This is a genomic window from Streptomyces sp. GL_148, from assembly GCF_057834205.1.
Genome location: NZ_CM174396.1, coordinates 1,190,997 through 1,215,716, shown reverse-complemented (window position 1 = coordinate 1,215,716; position 24,720 = coordinate 1,190,997). Strand labels below are relative to the sequence as shown.

Below are 24,720 nucleotides of genomic sequence, written 5' to 3'. Positions count from 1 at the left end.
CCCGCCCCGGCCTTCCCGCCGCAGCCCCCTCGCACTGCCCGCCCGCCCGCCGCAGCCGCCGCCCGCCGGCCCGCCGCAGCCCTTCTCCGGATCGGACGCCCGAGCCATGAACCCCACCGCCCCCGCCACCCGGCGCGGCCGCCGCCCCGGCCCGCCGGCCCCGGCCGCCCCGCTCCTCGCCCTCCTGCTCGCACTGCTCGCGCTGGTCTTCGTCGCACCGGCACAGGCCGCGGCCTCGGCCCCGGCCGCTCCCGGGGAGGACCGCAAGTCCACCTTCGGCGTGCAGCCCGCCGGGCCGAAGGGGCCCGACGCCCGGCCCCACTTCTCCTACGGGGTCACCGGCGGAGCCACGACGCGCGACCAGATCGCCATCTGGAACTACGGCGAGCAGCCGCTCACCCTCGCCGTCTACGCGAGCGACGCGGTCAACACCGTCGACGGCGGCTTCGACCTGCTCCCGGCAGGCCAGGCCCCGAAGGACGCGGGCAGCTGGATCAAGCTGGACAAGGACAAGGTGACCGTCCCGGCCAAGGGCAACGTCATCGTGCCCTTCACCGTCACCGTCCCCCGCGAGGTCACCCCCGGGGACCACACCGGCGGCATCGTCGCCTCGCTCGCCGCCGGAGCCCAGGACGCCCAGGGCAACAAGGTCAGGCTCGACCAGCGGGTCGGCGCCCGCGTCTACGTACGCGCCGCCGGGACCCTCACCCCGCGCCTGGAAGTCCAGCAGGTCACCGCCTCGTACGAAGGATCCGCGAACCCCTTCTCGGAGGGCTCGGCGACCGTCACGTACACCCTGAGCAACACCGGCAACGTGCGGCTCGGCGCCCGCCAGGCCGTACGCGTCAACGGCCTGTTCGGCACCTCCGTCACCGCGAACGGGGTCAAGGACCTGGGCGACCTGCTGCCGGGCACCTCGCTGACGATCACCGCCAAGGCCGACGGGGTGGCCCAGGTGCTGAGGTCCTCCGCCGTCGTCTCCGTCCAGCCGGTCGCCGCCCGCGACGGCGTGGACCCCAAGCTTCCGTCCCTGACCCGATCGGTGTCGCTGTGGACGGTCCCGTGGGCGCTGCTCGCGATGGTCCTCGTGATCACCGGGGGCGGGCTGTGGGTGTGGCGCCGCAGGCGCCTGGCCCGGGCCGCGGCCGCCGCGTCGGCCCGCCGGCGCGTCACCTCCCCTACGAACCAACGCCAGAACGCCAAGAAGGAGTCCATCGTGCAGTTCACCCGCCCCAGCCGGCGATTCGCGGCAGGCGCCGCGACCGCGGCCGCCGCCGCCCTCGTGGGTCTGGCCCTGACCGTGCCGACGGCGGCCCACGCCGCCCCGGCCGGCTCGGCGAAGATCAACCCGGCCACCGGCAACGACGGCAGCAGCGTCGACGTGACCACGTCGGCCGCCTGCCCGGAGCCCGCCACGAACATCATGATGACGGTGACCGGCAAGGGCTTCCCGGCCGAGGGCCTCAACGTGGTCGGCAACTCGCCCATCACCACCTACCCGACCGTGGAGTCGGGCGGCATCAGCATCCCGCTCACGATGACCATGCGGGACTACGCGAACCAGGCCGGCTTCGCCACCCTGGAAGGCCGCTATGACCTGACGGTCGTGTGCCGCAAGGCCTTCCTCTCGGAGATCTACGGGAAGTTCGAAGCCTCCCTGTGGTTCACCTCCAACACCGAGTACACGACGACGGACCCGGGGACGGGGAACCCGACGCCCACCCCCACGCCCACGCCCACCCCGACCCCGACCGCGACGCCCACGCCGACCCCCACTCCGACCGCGACGCCCACCCCGACCCCGACGCCGACCCCCTCGGAGTCGGCGTCCCCCACTCCCACCCCGTCCGAGACGCCCTCTCCGTCCGCGTCGGCCTCCGCGGGTACGACCACGAGCGGCGGCAGCGTGGGCGTCTCCACCAACGTCTCGGGCGGAGCCGCCGGCGGCTCCGGCGGACCTGGCGGAGGCCTGGCCAACACCGGCGCCAACGCCACCACGCTCGGCCTGCTGAGCGCGGGCCTCGTGATCACCGGCGGAGCGTTCGTCTGGTGGGCCCGCCGCCGCGGCCTGCTGACCTTCTCGGGCAACTGACCGGATCCGCCGCACCCGCCGCACCCCCGCAGCATCCGCATCCGCATCCGCATTCGGAGAAGACACGATGACAGCCACCTCCACCCCGCCGGTGGACGTGCGCCCCGACCCCGCCGGAGCCCCCGAGGCCCCGGCGGGGCGTACGGGCCCACCCGGCCTGTGGGCCACCGGCGCGGCCCTGGCCATCCTGGGCGCCCTGCTCCTCGGCTTCGTCGCGGAAGTGGGCCCGCTCGGACACCTCCGCCACGAACGGGACCGCCGGGTGGGGTACGCACAGCTGCGGGAACAGCTCGCCAACGCCACCGCGCCGCTCGGCCCGACCGCGCCCGGTACCCCCGTCGCCCTGCTGGAGATCCCGCAGATCGGGCTGCGCGAAGTGGTCCGCGAGGCGACCACCTCCGGGGTACTGGCCTCCGGGCCAGGCCACCGGCGCGACACGGTCCTGCCCGGCCAGCCCGGCACGAGCATCCTCATGGGCCGCCAGGCGGGCTACGGCGGCCCCTTCGCCCACATCGCGGACCTGGCGCGCGGGGAGACCTTCCTGGTCGTCACCGGCCAGGGCGAGCACACGTACAAGGTGCTGGGCGTCCGCCGCGCGGGCGACCCGCAGCCGGCCCGGCCGACCGGCGGTGCGGCCCTGCTCACGCTCATGACCGCGGACGGCACCCCGTACATGCCGCACGGCGTGGTGCACGTCGACGCCGAACTCGCCACCCCCGTCCAGCAGTCCGGCGGCCGCACCCCGGGGCGGCTGGCCGCGGACGAGGCACCGCTCGGGAGCCAGACCTCGGCCTGGTTCCCGCTGGTCCTGTGGGCGCAGGGGCTGCTGCTCGCCGCGGCGGCCCTGGCCTGGGCGCGGATCCGCTGGGGCCGCGCGCACACCTGGCTGGTCGGCTTCCCCGTACTGGCGGCCCTCGGCCTGGCGGTCGCCGACCAGGCCGCCCTCCTCCTGCCCAACCTCCTGTGAACGAGGCCGTGATGACGACGCAGACGATCCCCCTCCCGGCGCTCCCCGCAACAGGGGCGTCCACCCTCGACGCCCGCGACATCTCGGCGTGGTTCGGTGGCCGCAAGGTCCTGAACCGCGTCTCCCTGACGATGCCCGGCGGCCAGGTCACGGCCCTGATCGGCCCCTCGGGCTGCGGAAAGTCCACCTTCCTGCGGATCCTGAACCGGATGCACGAGCTGATCCCGGGCGCCGAACTGGCCGGCGAGGTCCTGCTCGACGGAGAGGACGTCTACGCCCGCGGCCGGCGCCTCACCGACGCCCGCCGGCGGATCGGCATGGTCTTCCAGAAGCCGAACCCCTTCCCGGCGATGTCGGTCTACGACAACGTCACGGCGGGCCTCAAGCTGACGGGCACCCGCGCCTCGGGGGCCGAGAAGGACGCGCTGGTGGAGGAGTGCCTGACCAAGGCCGGGCTGTGGAAGGAGGTCCAGGACCGGCTCCGCCAGCCGGGCGGCGCGCTCTCCGGCGGCCAGCAGCAGCGCCTGTGCATCGCCCGCTCCCTCGCGGTCCGGCCGCGGATCCTGCTGATGGACGAACCCTGCTCGGCCCTGGACCCCACCTCCACGCGCCGCATCGAGGAGACCGTCCGCGAGCTGGCCGACGAGGTCACCATCGTGATCGTGACGCACAACATGCAGCAGGCGGCCCGGGTTTCCGACCAGTGCGCCTTCTTCCTCGCGGAACAGGGCACGCCCGGCCAGATCGTGGAACACGGACCCACGGCTGCCATGTTCTCCACCCCCGCGGATCCGCGCACCTCGGACTACGTCCAGGGCCGCTTCGGCTGACCCCGGCGGCTCCGTCCTGTGACGGATCACTACATTGGTGCACATGCCTACGCCGCCTGTGATCCTCTTGCTGTCGGGAAGCCTGCGGGCCGGCTCCTCCAACGAGACCGTCCTGCGCACCGCGCAGGCCGCGGCCCCCTCCCGGGTGCGAACGGTCCTCTACGAGGGGCTGGCGGACCTCCCGCACTTCAACCCCGACGAAGACGCCGATCCGCTGCCCGGTCCCGTGGCCGGCCTGCGCGCGGCGATCGCCGGGGCGGCCGGGGTGCTGATCTGCACCCCGGAGTACGCCGGCACCCTGCCCGGTTCCTTCAAGAACCTGCTGGACTGGACGGTCGGCGGCACCGAGATCTGCGACAAGCCCGTCGCCTGGGTGAACGCGGCGGCCCCGGGGCGCGGCCAGGGCGCGGAGGCCACGCTGCGGACCGTGCTCGGCTACACCGGCGCCGACATCAGGGACGCGGCGTGCGCACGGATCCCCGTGGACCGCAGCACGGTCGCCGCGGACGGGACCATCACCGACGAAGCCGTACGCGCACGACTCGCTCAGATCCTCACTCTGCTGGCGGACGAGGGCTAGGGCGTCTCTTTCGGACCGGGTTTGAGGCGGCGCAGGGTGTAGCCCTCGTGCGCCGGGTCCAGGGGCTTGGTGGCCTCCTTGAAGAGGTGCTCGGCCCGCTCGTAGGACAGGCGGCGCCGGCCCGTGTCCGGGCACAGATCGGTGGGCCCGGGGGTCCGGGCCGGTCCGGGCCGCCGGTCGGAGAGGAACACCGGGCCCCGGGTCCGGCCGGCCAGCAGCAGGGGCAGGAGCCCGGCCGTACCGGAGCGCCAGCTCACCCACGTGCGGCCCGCGCGGGCCCGGCGGTCCTCCAGATCCAGGTCCTCCACGTTCAGGGACAAGGCGGCCTTCACCCCCGCAGCCGATTCGTGCAGGAGCCGCCACAACGTCTTTTCCCGCAGCGCCACTTCGGGATCGCTCCACAGGTCGTCGAGCTGCGCGGGGCCCAGCGCGGACGCCCGGGGGCGGGACTCGGTGCGCCGCTCCAGCCCGGCCGCGAGCCCGTCCAGGCCGGCCCAGGCGCCGAAGGAGCGTACGGCCGCGCGGTGCCGGTTCCAGGTCCTGGCCGCCTCAGCGCCCCAGGCGGCCGTGCACGCCCGTGCCACCTCCTCGGACGTCAGGCCGGACAGCGGCGTGCCGTCGCCGAGGTCCAGGCGCAGCCGCCGCAGGGTCTGCCCGTACGAGCGGACCGTCGCCGCGTCCAGATCCGCCCGGCCCAGGAAGCCCTCCGCGGCCCGGCCGAGGACCGGACCCGGTGCGGGACCGGCCGGGCCGCCGGTGGCGGGGACCTCCTGTGCGCGCCGGAGCAGGAAGGCGCGCTCGGCGGCGTTCCTGGCGAGGGCCGCGGCCCGGAGGAACTCCGTCCGCGCCTCCGGGCCGCGGTCCAGGCGCAGCAGCAGGTCTCCCCGGACGCTGGGCAGGAGGTGGTAGTCGCGGAGCACGGGATCGGCGACCAGGGAGTCCGCCAGGTCGAGGCCTGCCTGCGGCCCGTGCGCCATCCCGAGCGCCACCGCCCGGTTGAGCTGGACCACCGCCGTCGGCAGCAGCCGCGCCAAGGCCCCGTACAGGGCCGCGATCTGCGCCCAGTCGGTCTCCTCGGCGGTGCGTGCCTGCGCGTGGCACACGGCGATCGCCGCTTGCAGCATGTACGGGCCGGGGGCCCCGCCGGCCTCCCGCGCGCGCAGCATCGCGGTGAAGCCGCGGCGGACGAGCAACTGGTCCCAGCGCCCCCGGTTCTGCTCGTGGAGCTGGACGGGCTCGCCCGAGGGGCCGGTGCGCGCAGCCGAGCGGGAGGCCTGGATCTCCATCAGCGCGACCAGGGCGTGCACCTCGGCCTCCCGGGGGGCCAGCTCGGCCAGCAGCCGCCCCAGCCGGAGCGCTTCGAGGCAGAGTCCGGGCCGCATCAGATCGTCGCCGGAGGTGGCCGAGTAGCCCTCGTTGAAGATCAGGTAGACGACCTCCAGGACCGAGGACAGCCGCTCGGGCAGCTCCGTCTCCTCCGGCAGGTCGAAGGGCACGTGGTGCTCGGCCAGCGTGCGCTTGGCCGCGGCGATGCGCCGGGTGACGGCGCTCGCCGTGACGAGGAAGGCCCGTGCGATCTCCTCGGCCGTCAGGCCGCCCAGCAGCCGCAGGGTGAGCGCCGCACGGGCCTCGGCCGGCAGCACGGGGTGGCAGGAGAGGAACATCAGCCGCAGGACGTCGTCCTGTTCGGGTTCCTGCCGCTCCTCCAGCTCGTGGGCGAGCTGTTCCTGCTTGTCCGTCAGCAGCCGGGAGCGCCGGATGTGGTCGACCGCCCGCCGTTTGGCCGTGGTCGTCAGCCAGGCGCCGGGGTTGTCCGGGACCCCGGCGCCCGGCCACTGCTCGAGCGCGGCGACGAGCGCGTCCTGGGCCAGCTCCTCGGCCAGGCCGACATCGTGCACCATGCGCGTGAGCGTGGCGATGATCCTGGCCGATTCGAGCTTCCAGACCGCGTCGATCGTCCGCGAGGTGTCCGGCACGGATCAGGGGCCGAAGACCTGCTGGACCACGCTCTCGCCGTCACCGACGATCCTGCGGAAGCGGCGGGCCAGCTCGATCGCCTCTTCCCTGGACCGGACCTCGATCAGGGCGAAACCGGCCACGGCCTCCTTGGCCTCGGCGAACGGCCCGTCCGTCACGGTGATCTCCTCGCCGGCGGAGGCCACCAGGATGCCGCCCGGTTCCAGGCCGCCCGTGGCCAGCAGGACGCCGGCCGCCGTCAGCTCCTCGATGAACTTGCCCATTTCGGTGTACAGCCGCTCGTCGGGGGCGGTGTCGGAAGGCTTCGTCGTCATCAGGTAGCGCATGGGGACTCCTCGTCTCATGGTGCCGAGCTGCTGCCCGCACCTTGCTTACACGTCGAACGGGCGATGTGACAGGGAACGCGGCCGTTCCCTGTCACTTTTCTGATTCGACGTGTCAGCGAGAACCGAACGAGAGCCGCCTACGACGAACCCGAGAGGTACCCGCCATGAGCACCCGGACCCCCACCGCCACCGTCTCCTCCGCCACCCGCTCCTCCTCCTCTTCCTCCGCCGCCACCCGCTCCCTGCTCACCTGCGCGGTCGTGGCCTCGCCGCTGTGGGCGCTGGTCTCCCTGACCCAGGCCGCGACCCGCCAGGGCTTCGACATCACCCGCCACCCGCTGAGCGCGCTGAGCAACGGCAGCCTCGGCTGGCTCCAGATCACCAACTTCCTGCTCGCCGGAGCCCTCCTCGCCCTCGGGGCGACCGGCCTGCGCCGGGCCCTGCGCGGTACCCCGGGAGGCACCTGGGCGCCACGGCTGGTCCGGACCGCCGGCATCGGCATGATCGCCGCGGGGGCCTTCGTCATGGATCCGATCGACGGCTTCCCCCTGGGAGCCCCCTCCGCGGAGACCGCCACCCTCACCTGGCACAGCTACGCCCACTTCGCCGCCGGGTCGGTCACCTTCACCTCGCTGATCGCCGCCTGCTACGTCCTGGGCCGGCACTTCGGCCGCGCCGGGAACCGCCCGTACGCGGTCGCCTCCCGGGTCGCCGGTACCGCCCTCCTGATCGGCAACGGCTGGGCCATGGGCGGCGGCCGGGCCGGCACCCTGACCCTGGCCGTCGGAGCCGTCACGGCGCTCCTCTGGGTCTCGGTGGTCGCGTACCGCAGCCGCCGCGTCGTCTGACCCGCCGGGAGCACCGGCACCCGCTGCGGCGACAGCCGGGAACCGTCGCCGCACAAGGCCGTGGCCACGATGGCGGCGCTGCTCGCCCCACGGGCGTGCGTGTGGATCACTGGATAGACTTGCCGAGGGAGGCGCCTGATGGGCACGGCAGCGAACCAGGGCCTATATACGGGACGGGCCTCCGGCCTGATCGGGAGGCAGATCGCCGGCTACCGGATCGAGCGCATCATCGGCCGGGGCGGGATGGCCGTCGTCTACCAGGCGAAGGACCTGCGCCTGGACCGTACGGTCGCGCTCAAGCTGGTCGCCCCGGAGCGCGTCCGGGACGAGGTCTTCCGGCGCCGCTTCGCCCACGAATCCCGGGTCGCCGCGAGGATCGACCACCCGCACATCGTCCCCGTCTTCGAAGCCGGGGAGACCGACGGGGTCCTCTACATCGCCATGCGGTACGTCGTCGGGCCGGACCTGCGGGCCCTGCTGGACCGGGAGGGACCGCTGCCCGTGGCGACCGCACTGCGCATCGCCGGCCAGGTGGCATCCGCGCTCGACGCCGCCCACGAGCACGATCTGGTGCACCGGGACGTCAAACCCGCCAACATCCTGGTCGCCGAGGGCACGGACAGCGACCACCCGGAGCACGTCTACCTCACGGACTTCGGACTGACGAAGAAGTCGCTGGCGCTGACCGGGTTCACCTCGGCGGGGGAGTTCGTCGGCACGATCGACTACGTGGCGCCGGAACAGATCTCGGGGCGCCCGGTGGACGGCCGGTGCGACGTGTACAGCCTCGGCTGTGTCGTCTACGAGTCCCTCGCCGGCGAGCCGCCCTTCGTCCGGGACGACGCCCCCGCGCTGCTGTGGGCGCACCAGTACGACGAGCCGCCTCCCCTCACGGAGAAGCGGCCCGATGTCCCGCCGGCGGCCGACGGCGTACTGGCGAAGGCTCTGGCGAAGGTCCCGGAGGACCGCTACGACTCCTGCCTGGAATTCGTGGCGGCGCTGCGTGCCGCCACCGCCACCGCACCTGCCCGGCGGACGGCCCCGCAGCCCGGGGATCCGGCGAGCGGGACACCGCCCGGGGAGCCGGGGGAGTCCAGGGAGCCCCCGGACTGGGCCCGGCCGGTGTTCACAGTCCCAGGGAAACGGCCAGGCGGGTCATTTCCGCCGTGGTGTTGATGCCCAGCTTGGCGCGGATGCGGCGCAGGTAGGCGTCGACGGTGTGCTTGGAGAGTCCCATGGAGCGGGCCGTCTGCACGTAGGTGCACCCGGCGGCGATGTGGCGCAGCGCCTCCTGCTCGCGCGGGGCGAGGGCGGCTGCGGGGGCTTCGGCTTCGGTGTGCGGCGCGACCAGGGTGAGGCTCATGGGACTTCCTCCGCTTGGGCTCAGTCATCACGGCTGCTCGCACCTTTGAAAGCAGAGGACATGTCCACGAATGTGAATGTATGTCCGTGTTAAAGAGCATGTCGGGGGAAGTTCATCGACCTGTCCGTCGTCTGTCACGGGCGTGTCACAGGGAAGGGGAGAAGGTCCCGGGAAGGCCTCAGAGCTCGACGAGGGACTGCTCGGCCCAGATGGTCTTGCCGAACAGGGTGTGCCGGGTCCCCCAGCGCTGGGTGAGCTGCGCGACCAGCAGCAGGCCGCGCCCTCCCTCGTCGAAGATCCGGGCGCGGCGCATGTGCGGGGCGGTACCGCTCGCGTCCGAGACCTCGCAGATCAGCGTCGAGCCCTCGTGGATCAGCCGGAGCTGCACGGGCGCCTCGCCATAGCGGATGGCGTTGGTGACCAGCTCGCTGACCACGAGCTCGGTGACGAAGGCAGCCTCGTCGAGCCCCCAGACCGTCAGCTGGTCGGTGGCGTTGCGGCGGGCCTGCCCGACGAAGGAGGGGTCGGAGGGCAGGTCCCAGACCGCGACCTTGTCGGTGTGCAGGGCCCGGGTCCGGGCCACGAGCAGGGCCACGTCGTCGTCGGGGCGGTGGGTCAGCAGAGCCGTCAGCACCCGGTCGCAGACGGTGTCCAGGGTGGAGGCGGGCCGGACCAGGGCCGCGAGCAGGCTGTCCAGGGCCTGGTCGATGTCGTGGTCCCGGGCCTGCAGGAGGCCGTCGGTGTACAGCGCGAGGAGGCTGCCCTCGGGAAGTTCGACCTCGACGGTCTCGAAGGGCAGACCCCCCAGGCCCAGCGGCGGCCCCGCCGGGACGTCGAGGAGGTACGCGGAACCCTCGGGGGAGACCACGGCGGGCGGGGGATGACCGGCCCGGGCGGCGGTGCACCGGCGGGTCACCGGGTCGTACACCACGTAGAGGCAGGTGGTGCCGATGCCCCCGGCCGTCTCCCCGCCCGACTCGTCCCCCGACAAGTGGATGATCAGGTCGTCGAGGTGGGTGAGCAGCTCGTCGGGCGGCAGGTCGACGTCCGCCAGCGTGCGCACCGCGGTGCGCAGCCGGCCCATGGTGGCGGAGGCGCGCATGCCGTGGCCGACGACATCGCCCACGACCAGAGCCACCCGGGCTCCGGACAGCGGGATCACGTCGAACCAGTCGCCGCCCACACCGGCCTCGCCGCCGGCGGGCAGGTAGCGGGAGGCGATCTCCAGCGCCGACTGCACGGGCAGCGTGTGCGGGAGCAGGCTGCGCTGCAGCGTCATGGTGCTGGTGTGCTCCCGCACGGTCCGGCGCGCACGGTGGATGCCGGTGGCCGCCCTGGCCGCGAGCTCCTCGGCCAGCCGCAGGTCCTCCGGGTCGAAGGGCTCCCGGCCTTGGTGACGGCTGAAGAGGGCCAGGCCGACGGTGGTCCCGCCGTCGCGCAGCGGCACCAGCATCATCGAATGGGTTCCGTACTCGCTGATCCAGCCGGCCCCGGGATCCTGCGCAGCCCACCGGACGACGGCCGGGTCGGCGGCTCCGTACACGGCGCCCCGCCCTGCGGCCAGGCACTCCACGGGGGGCGACATCGCCGGGTAGACGGCTGTTTCCCCGACCGCGAACCGGGACTCCTGGCTCGCGCCGAGGACCGACCGTACGGCGCTGCGGGACACCGTGAGCGCCCCCGTCCCGGGACTCCGGGCCGGGCCCTCATCGCGCGGGGAGGGTTCCAGGAGGTCGACGACCGCGAAGTCGGCGAGCCGGGGGACGGCCCCGTCGGCGAGTTCCAGCGCGGTGCGGGCACTGTCCGGGGCGGGGCCGATGCGGGCTGCGTCAAGGTCCGGCGGGAGCGCCTGGCGCGGGGCGGCGTCACCCGTGGGGCTCTCCTGTGCGCTCAGGTACACGGCCCGTACCCGGCCGTCCGGACCCGGTACGGGAGCCAGCGAGGTCACCCAGCCGTGCGCCGCGCCCCCGGGCGGCCGGACGAAGCCGTCCACGGACTGCGGCTCGCCCGTCTCCAGCACCCGGCGCATTCCCCGCTCGGTCTCCTCGCCCACCGGGTCGGGGGAGATCTCCGACAGGCGCAGCCCGCGCATCTCGGCCTCCGTGAGGGAGAGCGCGCGGTGCATGCCCGCGTTCGCCCGCACCAGCCGCAGGTCCCCGTCGAAGACCGCCAGGACGCAGGGGGACCGGTCGAAGGCCCATTCGCCCAGGGGTCCGTCCCAGGACGCATCGGGCGCCCCCGCCACGGCGGACACGACGAACCACTCGGCCGCCCCGTCGGCGGCCGCCCTGCGGTGCGCGAGCAGTCCCGCGTCCAGTCGGCGGCCGTCCCGGTGGCGCAGCGGGACGGTGCCGCTCCACCGCGACTGCCCGGGGGCGACCGGCGGCGCGTCAGTGCCCGTACCTCCGGGTCCGTCGGACCTGGCGGACCCGTCGGACCCGGCGGACCCGGCGGACCGGTCCGCGAGCAGGTACGCGGCGGACCGCCCCAGGACCTCCGCGGGCGCGTAGCCGAGCAGCCGGCGGGCGTCCTCGCTCCACCCGGTCACGATGCCCTGCTCGCTGACGGTGGCCGTGGCCGTGTACGCCGCCGCCGGGGAGGCGTGCGTCGTCCCGGCCGGCCGCTCACCGGGTGGGGTGGGAACTTGCTCCATCGCCGCTCATCTCGCCTTCGCTGGCCAGGGGCTCCACTGACAAGCATGATCCGGCGCGGCAAGGAGCACCAACGCAGTGCGGTCACGTGTCCGGGTGCGCGTGGACGGGGGCCGGGAGCGCGTCCAGGGCCCGCCACGCCGTCGCGGGCCTACGGCCGCCAGCGGCGTGCGGTCCGCCGCGTCGAGTAGGGCGAGTACCTCGCCGATGCGCTGGTCCAGCAGCTCGGGGCCTTCGGTGCCGCGGGCGTCTGCGATGCTCCCGGCGTTCGCGCCGCGCTCCGCAAACCGGGAGCGGGAATGCGGCGGCCGAGTCCGATGGTGGCGATGTCGGTCATGGCGGGCCCGCCTTCCGTCCGGATGGCGCGTCGCGCCTGCTCTGCGCAGGACGGCCGCTTTCCACCACCCTGCCCGGAGGCGGTGCGGAGCCGTAGACCCGACTGTTCGTTACTTGACAGGTGCCGGGATCAGGGCTGCCCCGGCGCCGGGCGTGCGGCCGCCTCCTGGAGGTGGGCGGCGATCATGGCGACGTCGTCGGCGATGTCGAGGATGCCGCTCGGGTCGGTCGTCGGGGTCGAGGCGCCGGTGACGCCGGCGTAGAACACGTCGAAGCGGCCGTCGCCCTTGTCCAGGTAGCCGGCGATGGTGATGGCGCCGATGCCCAGCCTGTCGTTCAGGGCGTCCAGCCCGACGGCGGCGCCGGTCTTGGCGAACACCTTCCCGCGCGCCGGGCAGTCGCGGCAGTTCTCGGCCAGCAGGCCGTCGACCCCGAGGATCGGCAGGGCCTCGCGGAAGCGGCGCGCCTCGGGGGAGCGCAGCCAGTACGTCAGCATCTGGATCTCCGCCTGCGGCGTGGACCGGTCGACGGGGTTGCCGCCCCGCCCGTCCAGGAGCTGCACCTGGGCGCGGTCCACCTTGGCCCCGTCCAGGAAGGAGGCCAGGACGGGGAAGCCGTCCATGCACGCGCGGCTGCCGGTGGTGACCGCCATCAGGCACATGCCGAGGTTGGCGCCCAGGTTGTGGCTGACCTTGAGGATGAGCTTGGCGTAGTCGGCGAAGGGCGGTGAGGTGTACGCGGCCACTCGCGCCCGGCCCTCGTAGCCGGCGGGCAGCCGGTCCACCGGGTTCCCGCCCGCCGGATCGGCGGTCACGTCCACCCCGGCCCGTTCGAGGGCCTCGATCAGCGCGGTCCGGCCGAAGGCCGCCGGGTCGGAGATGGGGGAGACCTTCAGCACCGGTGCGGCGCCCGCCGCGATCGTGCCGGACAGCCGGATGCGGGTGCCGTCGTCCGAGGTCGTGACCGTGACGGCCGTCGGCTTGCCCGCCGCCACGGTCTTCACCGTCGAGGTGACCCGGTACGGGGCGACCTTCGGCCGCCAGTCCAGCCGGGCGGGAGCGTCGGCGCGGTCCCCGGGGGTGGTCGTCAGGTCGATGAGGTTGTCGTTGACGATCAGCGGGGTCGGGGTGGGGATCAGGACCGGCTCGGGCGCGAAGAGCCGGTCGTCGACGATCACGTTCCCGTCGACGCGGGTGATGCCGGAGTCACGCACCTGGCGCGCGAGGAGGTCGATGCCGGCGAGCGGGTTCTGCGGGGTGAGGGTGGCACCGGGGACGTCGTCGGCGTAGGTGTGGTCGAGGTCGGTGAAGGCGACCGTACCGTCGGGGCGGGTCCTGCCGCCCAGGGTCAGATCGCCTTGGGCGACCAGGGCGAGATCGCCGGTCAGGGTCGTACCGCGCCGCTCGCCGACCGCGTAGAGCGGTGTCACGAAGCGGTGGTCGGGACCGAGGGCGTGCCAGGCACCGGAGACGCTGAACAGCTTGGCGGTGGACCCGGGGATGAAGAGCTGGTCGGGGAACCGGCTGTGGACGGTCCGCCCGGTGTCCGGGTCGACCTGGAGGAGGCCCCACTGGGCGTTGCGGTACCCCGGCTTTCGCATGATCTCCGTGATCCGGGGGTCGAGCGGGTCGGAGCCGTGCGTGCGGGAGGGTGCCGGCGTGGGCGTGGGCGTGGGCGTGGGCGTCGGCGTCGCTCCGGCGGCCGTGCCCGCGGTCAGGACCACGAGCAGGAGGGCCGCGCATCCGGCGGCCGTACGCCGCCGCAGGGACCGGGGGTGCGTTCCTCTTGGCACGGCGAGCCCCGTTCGTCTCGGCGGCGGGCTCCGGAGGCGTCACCCGGTCGCGTGAATGCGGTACGCAGGGTTCAGTCAGCGTGGCACGCCCGCATCCGGCCCGCACGTCGCGCCCACGGGTGGGGGCCGCCGCGAGTGCGCGACGGCCCCCACCGGTACGGGGCGGACGGTCAGCCGGTGAAGCCGGCCGTGATGGAGGTGAACTGCCAGTCGCTCTGGGCGATGCCGGAGCAGGTCTCCTGCAGGCCGCCGCCGGGGCAGCCGCGGTCGCGGTTCACCGACCAGAAGGCGAGGCGCGCGATGTGGTGGGAGTTGGCCCAGTTGCGGATGTCGGTCCAGTTCTGGACGGTGGTGGTCTCCTGGGTGTCGCTGATGCCGTTCATGCCCGAGATGCCGATGTGGGAGTACGCGGTCGCGTCGTCCCAGCCGTAGACGGACTTCAGCTTGGCCTTGAGGCCCTCGGTGGCGCTGACGGTGCTGGCGTACATGTCCGTCGAGGCGTTGCCGAAGTCGAACGGCATGATCGTGAAGACGTCGATGCCGGTGTTCAGCGCCTTGGACTGCTCGATCAGGCGGTTGCCCCAGCTGGTCGGGCCGGTGGTGGAGGTACCGAAGGTCAGGATGGTCTTCAGGCCGGGGTTGTTCTGCTTGACGATCTTGAGCGCGCCCAGGATGCGGTCCTGGACCACCGCGTTCTCGAACTCGTCGGTGTTCTCGATGTCCACGTCGATGGCCTTGAGCCCGTAGGCGTCGATGACCTTCTGGTACGCGCCGGCCAGGGCCTCGGCGCTGGAGCAGTTGGGGCCGAGCTTGTTGCCCTGCCAGCCGCCGATGGAGGGCACGATGTCGCCGCCCGCAGCGCGGATCGAGGCGATGGTGCTCTGGTCCACGCCGCCGGTCAGCGGGCGCTGACCGTCCCAGGACGGGTTGCAGCCGCCGGAGGAGAGGATGAACGCCATGGTGAACCACTTGGTGCCGGTCGCGTTCATCACGGTGGTCGGGCTCGGCGGGTTGCCCCAGCCGAGGTAGAGGTACGGCGCGGCCTGCTTGAAGCCGGTCGGCGGCGTGGTCCCGGTGTCGGTGGTGACGTTGACCGTGTTCGAGGCGGCCGAGGTGTTCCCCGCGGCGTCGCGGGCGCGCACGGTGAACGCGTAGGCGGTGCTGGGGGTCAGGCCCGTGACGGTCGCGCTGGTGGTGCCCGACGTGGCGACCAACGCACCGCCCCGGTAGACGTCGTAGCCGTTGACGCCGACGTTGTCGGTGGACGCGGTCCAGGACAGAGAGGCCGTGGTGGAGGTCTTGCCGGTGGCGGCGAGGCTGCCGGGCACGGAGGGCGCCTGGGTGTCGACGGCGCCGCCGGGGCCGTCCAGGGTGATGTCGTCGGCGTGGTAAGTGCCCTGTCCGTACCAGCCGTTGAGGTAGACCTCGGCGCTCGTCTGGGAGGCGCCGGTGGTGAAGGCGACGGTCAGCTTGGTGTAGGTCGCGGCCGAGGGGGTCCAGGTGGAGGCGCCGCCGGTGACCCCGAGGTAGACGTAGCTGCCGCGGACCCAGGCGGAGAGCGTGTAGCTGGTGTTGGGCTGCACGGCGACGGTCTGGACGCACTTGGCGTTGTCGCTCGCACTGGCCGCGCCGGCCAGGGCCTTGCTCCCGCCGTGCACCGGTGAGCCGACCACGGAGCCCAGCCCGCCCGAACAGGTCCAGCCGGCCGTGGTGCCGGACTCGAAGTCGCCGTTCGAGAGGATGTTGGCGCCGAAGGCCGCCCCGGGAGAGGTCAGCACCGCGGCCGCGCCGAGCAGGGTGGCGCCGAGGGCGCAGGCCAGCCGGGTACGCGTTCGGTTTGGGGTACGCAAGGAAGTGCCTCCAGTGGGAATGGGGGGACGGCGTGGAGCGCGAAGCGGGGACGTGCGGCCCGCCGGGGACGCGTGGGGACGGGGCGGCGGGCCCGTGGGTGGGGGCCCTGCGGCCGGGCGGGCGTGGGGAGTTGACGTCGTATCCGCTTCGTATCGGCTTCGTATCCGCTTCGTGGCCGGGAACCTAATCCTCCGGAAGGACCGCCGTCAACAGGTCTGGACCAACTGATAGGTGGTTATCTCAATCGGAAGGTTTACTAACCGTGGTGCTTGACAAGCCTCCCGCCCCTTCGGAAGCATGTCGCGGTGCCAGCCTCCCGCCCCCACCACGTCGCCGTCCTCGTCCTCGAAGGGGCGAAACCCCTCGACGTCGGCATCCCCGCGCAGGTGTTCACGACCCGCGCGAGCATGCCCTACGAGGTCCGCGTGTGCGGCGCCGCCCCGGGGCTGGTGACCGGCGGTGACGGCCTGTCGTACTCCGTCGCCCACGGCCTCGAAGCCCTCGCCTGGGCCGACACCGTCTTCGTCCCCGGCTACCGGTTCCCCGACCGCGAGGACCCGCCGCGGGCCGTCGTCGACGCGCTGATCGCCGCCCACGAACGGGGCGCGCGGCTCGCGGCCATCTCGACGGGAGCCTTCGCGCTCGCCGCCACGGGCCTGCTCGACGGCAAGCGGGCCACCACCCACTGGCACTACGCCCGGGCGCTCGCCGCGAAGTGGCCGCTCGTCCGGGTCGACGAGAACGTCCTGTTCGTCGACGAGGGCTCCGTACTGACCTCGGCCGGAGCCGCCTCGGGCATCGACCTTTGCCTGCACGTCCTGCGCAGTGACCTCGGGGTGGCCGCCTCGAACCACACCGCCCGGCGGCTGGTCGCGGCCCCCTACCGCAGCGGCGGCCAGGCGCAGTACGTACCGCGCAGCGTGCCGGAGCCGCTCGGCCCGCGCTTCGCCGCCACCCGCGAGTGGGCGCTGCACCGGCTCGGCGAACCCCTCACCCTGGAGGTGCTCGCCCGGCACGCGGCGGTGTCCCCGCGCACGTTCTCGCGGCGGTTCGCCGAGGACACCGGGTACACGCCGATGCAGTGGGTGATGCGCGCCCGCATCGACGTGGCACGCGAACTGCTGGAGCGCTCGGAGCGGAGCGTGGAGCAGATCGCCGCGGACGTGGGCCTGGGCACCGGCGCGAACCTGCGGCTGCACTTCCAGCACATCCTGCGGACCACGCCGAGCGAGTACCGGCGCACCTTCGCCCGGGGCGAGTGACGGGGGACGGCGCGCAGCTGCCGCCGGCCAGTGCGCAGCCTCCGCCGGGCAGTGCAGAGCCGCTGCCGGCCAGTGCGCAGCCCCCGCCGGCGCGTGGCGCGATCCTTGCGGACCGTGGCGATCGCGCCGCTGTCGCAGGCGCCGCCGACCCGCGAACCTGGTGACGAACCCAAGGGACAGGGAACAGGGAGACACCATGACTCGCATCGCCATCAACGGATTCGGCCGCATCGGACGCAACGTGCTCCGCGCGCTGCTCGAACGCGACAGCACGCTCGACGTCGTCGCGGTCAACGACCTCACCGAACCCGCCACCCTCGCGCGGCTGCTCGCCTACGACACCACCTCCGGCCGACTCGGCCGGCCGGTGACCGTGGACGGTGACGTCCTCGTCGTCGACGGCCGCCGCATCAAGGTGCTCGCCGAGCGCGAGCCGGCGCAACTGCCCTGGGCCGAGCTCGGCGTGGACATCGTGCTGGAGGCCACCGGCCGGTTCGCCACCGCCAAGGCCGCCCGCGCCCACATCGACGCGGGAGCCAAGCGGGTGCTCGTCAGCGCGCCGGCGGACGGGGCCGACATCACGCTCGCGTACGGGGTGAACAGCGACTCCTACGATCCGGCCCTGCACACGATCGTCTCCAACGCCTCGTGCACGACCAACGCGCTCGCGCCGCTGGCCGCCGTCCTCGACGAACTCGCGGGCATCGAGCACGGCTTCATGACCACGGTGCACGCCTACACGCAGGAGCAGAACCTGCAGGACGGTCCGCACCGCGACCCGCGGCGCGCCCGCGCCGCCGCCGTGAACATCGTGCCCACCACGACGGGCGCCGCCAAGGCCATCGGCCTGGTCCTGCCGAACCTGGACGGCAAGCTCTCCGGCGACTCGATCCGCGTCCCGGTTCCGGTGGGGTCGATCGTCGAACTGAACACCACCGTCGCCCGCGACGTGACCCGCGAGGACGTCCTGTCCGCCTACCGCGCCGCCGCCGAAGGGCCGCTCGCCGGAGTGCTGGAGTACTCCGAGGACCCGCTCGTGTCCTCGGACATCACGGGCAACCCCGCCTCGTCGATCTTCGACTCGGCCCTCACCCGCGTCGAAGGCCGCCACATCAAGGTGGTCGCCTGGTACGACAACGAGTGGGGCTTCTCGAACCGGGTCATCGACACGCTCGAGCTCCTCGCCGGCCGCTGAGGCCACCGCCCCCGGTGAGTCGGCGCCGCGGACCGGGTTTCCGGTCCGCGGCGCGCTGCTTTTACCGTCCCTTCCCGGCCATGCGCAAGGCTTGAACCAGAAAATTCTTGATGTCGCACTAGACTGGTGGGTTGTTTGGCGCTGGACCGGAACAACCTGGGCAGACCCGGGCTCCGCCCGGCGACCCGGAGGCTTCCGGGAACACGACGCGAGGGCCGATGGCAGCCACACCAGAGCACGGTGAAGTCACTCTGCTCGACGACGGGACCGGGCTCGGCGAAGGGCCCGCGCCCGACGCCGGGGAGGGACACGAGGAGTCCGGCAAGTCGGCCCTGTTCTCCGCCGGACCCGCCGCCCCCACGCGCACCCTCGTCGACGTCTTCGAGGCCTCCGTACGGGCCCACCCCGACGAACTCGCCCTGGACGACGGGGCCACCCGGCTGACCTACCGGGCGCTCGCCGTCGAGGTGGAGCGCCGCCGTCAGGCCCTCGCGGCGGCCGGGGTGGGGCTCGGCGACCGGGTCGGCGTACGCGTCCCGTCCGGGACCAACGAGCTGTACGCGGGCATCCTGGCCGTCCTCGCGGCGGGCGCCGCCTACGTGCCCGTGGACGCCGAGGACCCGGACGAGCGGGCCGACCTGGTCTTCGGCGAGGCCGGGGTCCGGGCAGTCCTGGGCGCCGGCCAGCGCATCGAGGTCGCCGCGCCGGGCAAGGGCGCCGGCCCCGCAGGCGCCCCCGCCGCCCGCCCCGGCCCCGAACACGACGCCTGGATCATCTTCACCTCCGGCTCCACCGGCAAGCCCAAGGGCGTGGCCGTCAGCCACCGCAGCGCCGCCGCCTTCGTGGACGCCGAGGCCGCGCTGTTCCTCACCGAGGAGCCGATCGGCCCCGGCGACCGGGTCATGGCGGGACTGTCCGTAGCCTTCGACGCCTCCTGCGAGGAGATGTGGCTGGCCTGGCGCTACGGCGCCTGCCTCGTGCCCGTCCCCCGCTCCCAGGTCCGCAGCGGCGCCGACCTCGGCCCCTGGCTGGCCGAGCAGGAGATCACCGTGGTCTCCACGGTGCCGACCCTGGCCGCCCTGTGGGAGCCCGAGACCCTCAACGAGGTCCGGCTGCTGATCTTCGGCGGCGAGGCCTGCCCGCCCGAGCTCACCCAGCGCCTGGTCACCGAGGGCCGCGAGGTCTGGAACACCTACGGGCCCACCGAAGCCACCGTCGTCGCGTGCGCCTCGCTCCTGACCGGCGAGGAACCGATCCGCATCGGCCTCCCGCTGAACGGCTGGGAACTGGCCGTCGTCGACGAATCCGGCGAACCGGTCCCCATGGGCGGCAGCGGCCAGCTCGTCATCGGCGGCGTCGGCCTGGCCCGCTACCTCGACCCCGAGAAGGACGCGGAGAAGTACGCCCCGCTGGAATCCCTCGGCTGGGAGCGCGCCTACCGCAGCGGCGACCTCGTCCGCGCGGAACCCGAGGGCCTGGTCTTCCTGGGCCGCGGCGACGAGCAGATCAAGCTCGGCGGCCGCCGGATCGAGCTCGGCGAGGTGGACGCCGCCCTCCAGGCCCTGCCCGGGGTCGCCGGCGCGGCCGCCGCCGTCCGCACGGCGCGCAGCGGCAACCAGCTCCTCGTCGGCTACCTGGTCACCCAGGACGGCTGGGACCACGCGGCGGCCGTCACGCGGCTCCGCGCCGAGCTGCCCGCAGCCCTCGTACCGCTGCTCGCACCAGTGGAGGAGCTGCCCACCCGCACCTCCGGCAAGGTGGACCGGAACGCCCTGCCCTGGCCGCTCCCGGAACTGGAGACCAGCGGCCCCACCGAGCAGCTCTACGGGACCGAGGCCTGGCTCGCCGAGCAGTGGAGCGAGACCCTGGGCGTGGCCGTCACCGGCGCCGCCGACGACTTCTTCGCGATCGGCGGCAGCAGCCTCGCCGCCGCCCAGCTCACCACCCGGCTGCGCACCCGCTACCCGAGCGCGGCCGTCGTCGACATCTACCAGCAGCCCACCCTGCGAAAGCTGGCCCGGCACCTGGAGAAGTCCGCACAGGACGACGGCACCGTCCGGACCATCGCGCCCGTGCCGGTGCGGACCAGGGTGATCCAGTCCCTGCTGTTGCTTCCGCTCTTCACCCTGGTCGGCCTGCGCTGGACGGTGGCGCTGCTCGCCCTGGGCAACGTACTGCACTGGTTCGGGGCCTATCCGTGGGCGCCGGCCGCCTCCTGGTGGCTCGTCGCCGCCGGCGCCGCACTGCTCTTCAGCCCGCCCGGCCGCCTCGCGATCGCGGCAGGCGGCGCCCGGCTGCTGCTCCGCGGGGTGAAGGCGGGGCGCCACCCGCGCGGCGGAAACGTTCACCTGCGGCTGTGGACGGCCGAGCGGCTCGCCGAGTACTCCGGCGCGACCTCGCTCACCGGCTCCTGGCTGGAGCGCTACGGGCGGGCGCTCGGCGCCAAGATCGGCCCCGAGGTGGACCTGCACTCGCTGCCGCCCGTCACGGGCATGCTCAAGCTCGGCCGCGGCTGCGCCGTGGAGTCCGAGGTGGACCTCTCCGGCCACTGGCTGGACGGGGACCGGCTGGAGATCGGCGCCGTGAAGGTCGGCGCGGGCGCCGTGGTCGGCACCCGCAGCATCCTCTTCCCCGGCGCACGCGTCGGAAAGCGGGCCGAGGTGGCCCCCGGCTCCGCCGTGGTCGGCCAGATCCCGACCGGCCAGCGCTGGGCCGGAGCCCCCGCCGGCAAACTCGGCAAGGCCAAGCGGAACTGGCCCAAGGAGCGCCCGCCGCGCGGTCTGCCCTGGCGCGCCGCCTACGGGGCGGCCGGCTTCTGCCTCACCTCCCTGCCCGTGCTCGCCGCCCTGCCCGCCCTCCTCGTGGCCGGCCGCTTCGTGCCCGCCGACGCCGGAATCGGCCGGGCCCTGGCCGGAGCGCTGCTCGCCGTGGTGCCGGGGGCGCTCGCCTTTGGATTCGCGTACGCAGCTCTGATCCTGGTCTCCGTACGCCTCCTCAGCCTCGGGCTGCGCACCGGAACCCATCCGACGCACAGCAGGATCGGCTGGCAGGCCTGGACGGTCACCCAGCTGATGGACCTCTCCCGGGAGACCCTCTTCCCCCTGTACGCCGGGCTGATCACCCCGGTGTGGCTGCGGCTCCTCGGCATGAAGATCGGCCGGGGCGCCGAGGTGTCCACGGTGCTCGCGCTCCCGAGCCTCACCACCGTCGGCGAGGGCGCGTTCCTCGCCGACGACACCCTGACCGCCCCCTACGAGCTGGGCGGCGGCTGGCTGCGGATCGGCCACTCCGAGATCGGTCGCCGGGCCTTCCTCGGCAACTCCGGAATGACCGCGCCGGGCCGTTCCGTGCCGGACGACGGGCTGGTCGGCGTCCTGTCCGCCACCCCGAAGAAGGCCAAGAAGGGCAGCTCCTACCTGGGCCTGCCGCCGGTCCGGCTGCCGAGGTCAGCGGCAGACTCCGACCAGAGCCGCACCTACGATCCGCCCGCGCGGCTGCTGTGGGCGCGCGGGCTGGTGGAGCTGTGCCGGCTCGTCCCGGTGTTCTGCTCGACCGCGCTGGCCGTGGTGACCGTGGCGGCGTTCTGCGCGCTGGCCGGAGCGGACGGGCCCGGCGTGTGGGGGACCGCACTGCTGTCCGGAGCGGTCCTGCTCGCCGCCGGGGTGGCCGCTTGCGTGGTCGCGACGGCCGCGAAGTGGCTGCTGGTGGGCCGCCACCGGGTGGGCGAGCACCCGCTGTGGAGCGGCTTCGTGTGGCGCAACGAACTGGCCGACACCTTCGTCGAGGTCCTGGCCGTGCCCTGGCTGGTCGGCTCGGTGCCCGGGACGCCGGTGCTGTCCCTGTGGCTGCGCGGACTCGGTGCCCGGATCGGGCGCGGCGTATGGTGCGAGAGCTACTGGCTGCCCGAGACCGACCTGGTCACCCTGGGCGACGCGGTCAGCGTGAACCGGGGCTGCGTGTTGCAGACGCACCTCTTCCACGACCGGATCTTGAGGACGGATACTGTGGTCCTCCGTGAGGGCGCCACCCTGGGCCCGGGTGGAATCGTCCTGCCCGGGAGCACGGTCGGGGCCCGCAGCACACTGGGTCCGGCCTCCCTCGTGATGGCTGGGGAATCCGTTCCCGCCGACACCCGCTGGCTGGGCAACCCGATCGAGGCGTGGCGGTCCTGAAGGGCGGGGCCGGGCGTTCGGACCCGGGCGTACGGTCCCGGCACCACCAGCACGTCGTACGAGCACAACGCAGGGAGCGGAAGCGGCAGTGAACGGCCAGAAGACAGCGGCATCGGACCCGTACTTTCCGGCCAACGGCGACCCCCGTTACCGCGTGCACCGGTACGAACTCGCTCTGGAGTACCGTCCCGGCCCCAACCGGCTCGCCGGGACGGCCCGGCTCAGCGCGATCGCCGGGCGGGCGCCGCTCACCGAGTTCCACCTCAACCTGGCCGAGTTCAAAATAGGCCGCGTCCTGGTCAACGGCAGGGCGCCGCACTACAGCCACCGGGGCGGCAAGCTCCGGATCCGGCCGCCCAAGCCGCTGCCCGCCGGCGCCGCCTTCACCGTGGACGTGCACTGGGCGGGCAACCCCACACCGGTGCGCAGCCCCTGGGGCGGCCTCGGCTGGGAGGAACTGACCGACGGCGCGCTGGTGGCCAGCCAGCCGGTCGGCGCGCCCTCCTGGTACCCGTGCAACGACCGGCCCGCGGACAAGGCCTCGTACCAGATCTCGGTCAACACCCCCTCCGCCTACACCGTGGTGGCCGGCGGCCGCCTGCTCACGCGGACAACCCGGGCCTCCACGACGACCTGGGTGTACGAGCAGCCGGCGCCGACCTCCACCTACCTGGTCGGCCTGTCCATCGGCATGTACCAGACGGTGCTGCTCGGCGACCCCGGGCTCGGCGGGGTCCCGCAGAGCGCCCACGTACCGGCGCACCTGCTGCCCCGCTTCTCCCGCGACTTCGCGCGCCAGCCCGCCATGATGCAGCTGTTCGAGGAGCTGTTCGGCCCCTACCCCTTCGGCGAGTACGCGGTGGTCGTCGCCGACGAGGAACTGGACGTGCCGGTGGAGGCGCAGGGGCTCTCGCTGTTCGGCGCCAACCACCTGGACGGCGTACGGGGCTCCGAGCGGCTCATCGCCCACGAGCTCGCGCACCAGTGGTTCGGCAACAGCGTCACCATCGCCGACTGGCGGCACATCTGGCTCAACGAGGGCTTCGCCAAGTACGCGGAATGGCTCTGGTCGGAGCGCTCCGGCTGCCGCACCGCGCACGAACTGGCGGCCGCCGCACACCGCTTGCTGTCCGGGCAGCCGCAGGACCTCGTGCTGGCCGACCCGGGACGCAAGCTGATGTTCGACGACCGCCTCTACGAGCGCGGCGGCCTCGCCGTGCACGCGATCCGCTGCGCACTGGGGGACGGCCCGTTCTTCCGCATGCTGCGGGAGTGGGCCACCGTGAACCGCCACGGCGTGGTCACCACGGCCGGCTTCACCGCGCACGCGTCCCGCTACGCGCTCGAACCGCTGGACGGCCTGTTCACGGCCTGGCTGTCCGGGCCGGCCCTCCCGGCCCTGCCCGCGCCGGCCGCGGCCTAGAGCGGTCGTGCGGTGAGCCGGGTCAGTACCTGAGCGCGGTGCCGACGGTCGCGCGCACCTCGCCCGAGAGCTTGTGGGTGCTGCGCGCGGTCCCGTCCTTGGACTGGCCGGCGGGCACGTCGGAGACGGTGACGACCATCGTGTCCAGCGGATTGCCGGAGGCGTCCTTGTAGTCGACCTGGACGGCGAAGGACTTCGCCCCGCCGTCGGTGTTGCGGGCCGTGACGGTCACGGCGGACAGTCCGTCGCCATCGGTGCTGACGCTGCCGAGCGTCACCGCGTCCTTGGCGTCGACGCCGTCCTTGACCTCGTCCAGCTGCTTCTTCGCGGCCGCGGTGGCCGAGTCGACCGCGTCGGCGGCCTGCGACTGGACGGAGGCGGCGGCCGAGGCCGCCTTGGACACCCCGGTCGACACCTCGCCGTCGGAGTCGGAGCAGCCGGCCGTCGTGGCGAGTACCGCCACCGCGAGCAGGGCGCCGCAGACGCCGCGGATCCTCAGGGGGGTCAGGGGCATGTGACGCCGACCGAGGCCGCGACGAGGGTCTCGTCGAACTTCTGGATCTGGGGCTTCAGCTGGGTCATGGCCTGGGATCCGGTGGTGTCGCCCGGCAGGTTCCCGAAGCCGGACTTGAGGTCGCCCGCGGCGGCACCCACCGCCGACCTCTTCGCGGATTCCAGGTCCTTCAGGGAAGAGGCGACGTTGTCCCAGTCCTTCTGGATCGCGTCGACGGCGTCCTTGACCTGGTCCTTCGTCGCGGAAGCCGGGTCCAGCGCCGCCAGCTCGGCCTGGTCCGCCTTCAGCGTGGAGAGACCGGTGCAGAGCTCCGAGGCGGCCTGGGTCGCCTGCGCCTTGGGGCTCGGGTCGTCCGAGGAGCAAGCGGTGAGGAACAGGGCCGCGGCCGCGCCCAGGGCCGCGGTGATCGGGAGACGCTTCATGGAAATCCTTCCCATTTCGGAACTTCTGGGTAAAACCTGACATGCAAACTAATGAGCTGCATCCGGGGGGAGTTCGGCCCGCCCGGCCCCCCTGCGGAGACCGCCCCGTCGACGGTGCG

18 protein-coding genes are annotated in these 24,720 nt (G+C 73.5%); 10 read left to right on the top strand and 8 right to left on the bottom strand.

Translation table 11 applies throughout. The features are described from left to right. Positions 1 to 106: 106 nt before the first annotated feature. The 4 genes from AC3IYI_RS05490 (at position 107) to AC3IYI_RS05475 (ending at position 4,469) form a co-directional block, all read left to right on the top strand. On the top strand, positions 107 to 2,092 hold the full coding sequence (locus AC3IYI_RS05490; RefSeq protein ID WP_489409137.1) for a hypothetical protein: 1,986 nt from the start codon (positions 107 to 109) through the stop codon (positions 2,090 to 2,092). A 67-nt stretch (positions 2,093 to 2,159) separates the two neighbouring features. Next, entirely contained in the window at positions 2,160 to 3,059 is a 900-nt protein-coding gene (locus AC3IYI_RS05485; protein WP_489409136.1) for a sortase, read from the top strand. 11 nt (positions 3,060 to 3,070) lie between these two features. Then, a complete protein-coding gene (locus AC3IYI_RS05480) occupies positions 3,071 to 3,889 on the top strand; it encodes a phosphate ABC transporter ATP-binding protein (protein WP_489409135.1) in 819 nt (272 codons plus the stop codon). Between the two features lie 43 nt (positions 3,890 to 3,932). Then, positions 3,933 to 4,469, top strand: coding sequence for an NADPH-dependent FMN reductase (locus AC3IYI_RS05475; protein ID WP_489409134.1), 537 nt, complete (start codon positions 3,933 to 3,935; stop codon positions 4,467 to 4,469). On the opposite strand, the gene AC3IYI_RS05470 is transcribed toward AC3IYI_RS05475, so the two are convergent. Beyond that, complete coding sequence (locus AC3IYI_RS05470; RefSeq protein ID WP_489409133.1) at positions 4,466 to 6,445, bottom strand: sigma-70 family RNA polymerase sigma factor; 1,980 nt, start codon at positions 6,443 to 6,445, stop codon at positions 4,466 to 4,468. The two genes, AC3IYI_RS05475 and AC3IYI_RS05470, sit on opposite strands and share 4 nt — an antisense overlap. Positions 6,446 to 6,448: 3 nt before the next feature. Then, on the bottom strand, positions 6,449 to 6,772 hold the full coding sequence (locus tag AC3IYI_RS05465; RefSeq protein ID WP_489409132.1) for a YciI family protein: 324 nt from the start codon (positions 6,770 to 6,772) through the stop codon (positions 6,449 to 6,451). 164 nt (positions 6,773 to 6,936) lie between these two features. On the opposite strand from AC3IYI_RS05465, the gene AC3IYI_RS05460 reads away from it, so the two are divergent. Together AC3IYI_RS05460 and AC3IYI_RS05455 are read left to right on the top strand one after the other, a co-directional pair. Then, positions 6,937 to 7,620 carry a DUF998 domain-containing protein gene (locus AC3IYI_RS05460; protein ID WP_489409131.1) on the top strand — a complete coding sequence of 228 codons (684 nt, stop codon included), beginning with the start codon at positions 6,937 to 6,939 and terminating at the stop codon, positions 7,618 to 7,620. A 138-nt stretch (positions 7,621 to 7,758) separates the two neighbouring features. Then, positions 7,759 to 8,796 (top strand): serine/threonine-protein kinase, encoded by a 1,038-nt coding sequence (locus AC3IYI_RS05455; RefSeq protein WP_489409130.1) that lies wholly within the window; start codon positions 7,759 to 7,761, stop codon positions 8,794 to 8,796. On the opposite strand, the gene AC3IYI_RS05450 is transcribed toward AC3IYI_RS05455, so the two are convergent. The 4 genes from AC3IYI_RS05450 to AC3IYI_RS05435 form a co-directional block, all read right to left on the bottom strand. Next, a complete protein-coding gene (locus AC3IYI_RS05450; protein ID WP_489409129.1) occupies positions 8,747 to 8,983 on the bottom strand; it encodes a response regulator transcription factor in 237 nt (78 codons plus the stop codon). The genes AC3IYI_RS05455 and AC3IYI_RS05450 overlap by 50 nt on opposite strands. A 178-nt stretch (positions 8,984 to 9,161) precedes the next feature. Next, a complete protein-coding gene (locus AC3IYI_RS05445; protein ID WP_489409128.1) occupies positions 9,162 to 11,636 on the bottom strand; it encodes a SpoIIE family protein phosphatase in 2,475 nt (824 codons plus the stop codon). A gap of 464 nt (positions 11,637 to 12,100) precedes the next feature. After that, positions 12,101 to 13,762: a D-alanyl-D-alanine carboxypeptidase/D-alanyl-D-alanine endopeptidase gene (gene dacB, locus AC3IYI_RS05440; protein WP_489409127.1), complete on the bottom strand. Its 1,662-nt coding sequence runs from the start codon at positions 13,760 to 13,762 to the stop codon at positions 12,101 to 12,103. Between the two features lie 170 nt (positions 13,763 to 13,932). After that, positions 13,933 to 15,612 (bottom strand): carbohydrate binding domain-containing protein, encoded by a 1,680-nt coding sequence (locus AC3IYI_RS05435; protein ID WP_489409126.1) that lies wholly within the window; start codon positions 15,610 to 15,612, stop codon positions 13,933 to 13,935. Positions 15,613 to 15,918: 306 nt separating this feature from the next. On the opposite strand from AC3IYI_RS05435, the gene AC3IYI_RS05430 reads away from it, so the two are divergent. The 4 genes from AC3IYI_RS05430 to AC3IYI_RS05415 all read left to right on the top strand — a co-directional run bounded on the left by AC3IYI_RS05430 (position 15,919) and on the right by AC3IYI_RS05415 (position 23,665). Continuing rightward, positions 15,919 to 16,875, top strand: a complete 957-nt coding sequence (locus AC3IYI_RS05430; protein ID WP_489409125.1) for a GlxA family transcriptional regulator — start codon at positions 15,919 to 15,921, stop codon at positions 16,873 to 16,875. 196 nt (positions 16,876 to 17,071) lie between these two features. Further along, complete coding sequence (gene gap / locus AC3IYI_RS05425) at positions 17,072 to 18,070, top strand: type I glyceraldehyde-3-phosphate dehydrogenase (protein WP_489409124.1); 999 nt, start codon at positions 17,072 to 17,074, stop codon at positions 18,068 to 18,070. A 218-nt stretch (positions 18,071 to 18,288) separates the two neighbouring features. Then, positions 18,289 to 22,242: a Pls/PosA family non-ribosomal peptide synthetase gene (locus AC3IYI_RS05420; RefSeq protein ID WP_489409123.1), complete on the top strand. Its 3,954-nt coding sequence runs from the start codon at positions 18,289 to 18,291 to the stop codon at positions 22,240 to 22,242. 88 nt (positions 22,243 to 22,330) lie between these two features. Then, complete coding sequence (locus AC3IYI_RS05415) at positions 22,331 to 23,665, top strand: M1 family metallopeptidase (RefSeq protein WP_489409122.1); 1,335 nt, start codon at positions 22,331 to 22,333, stop codon at positions 23,663 to 23,665. 22 nt (positions 23,666 to 23,687) lie between these two features. On the opposite strand, the gene AC3IYI_RS05410 is transcribed toward AC3IYI_RS05415, so the two are convergent. Continuing rightward, on the bottom strand, positions 23,688 to 24,179 hold the full coding sequence (locus AC3IYI_RS05410) for a hypothetical protein (RefSeq protein ID WP_489409121.1): 492 nt from the start codon (positions 24,177 to 24,179) through the stop codon (positions 23,688 to 23,690). Further along, a complete protein-coding gene (locus AC3IYI_RS05405; RefSeq protein ID WP_489409120.1) occupies positions 24,170 to 24,601 on the bottom strand; it encodes a hypothetical protein in 432 nt (143 codons plus the stop codon). The genes AC3IYI_RS05410 and AC3IYI_RS05405 overlap by 10 nt, the downstream gene beginning before the upstream one ends. Positions 24,602 to 24,720: the final 119 nt, after the last annotated feature.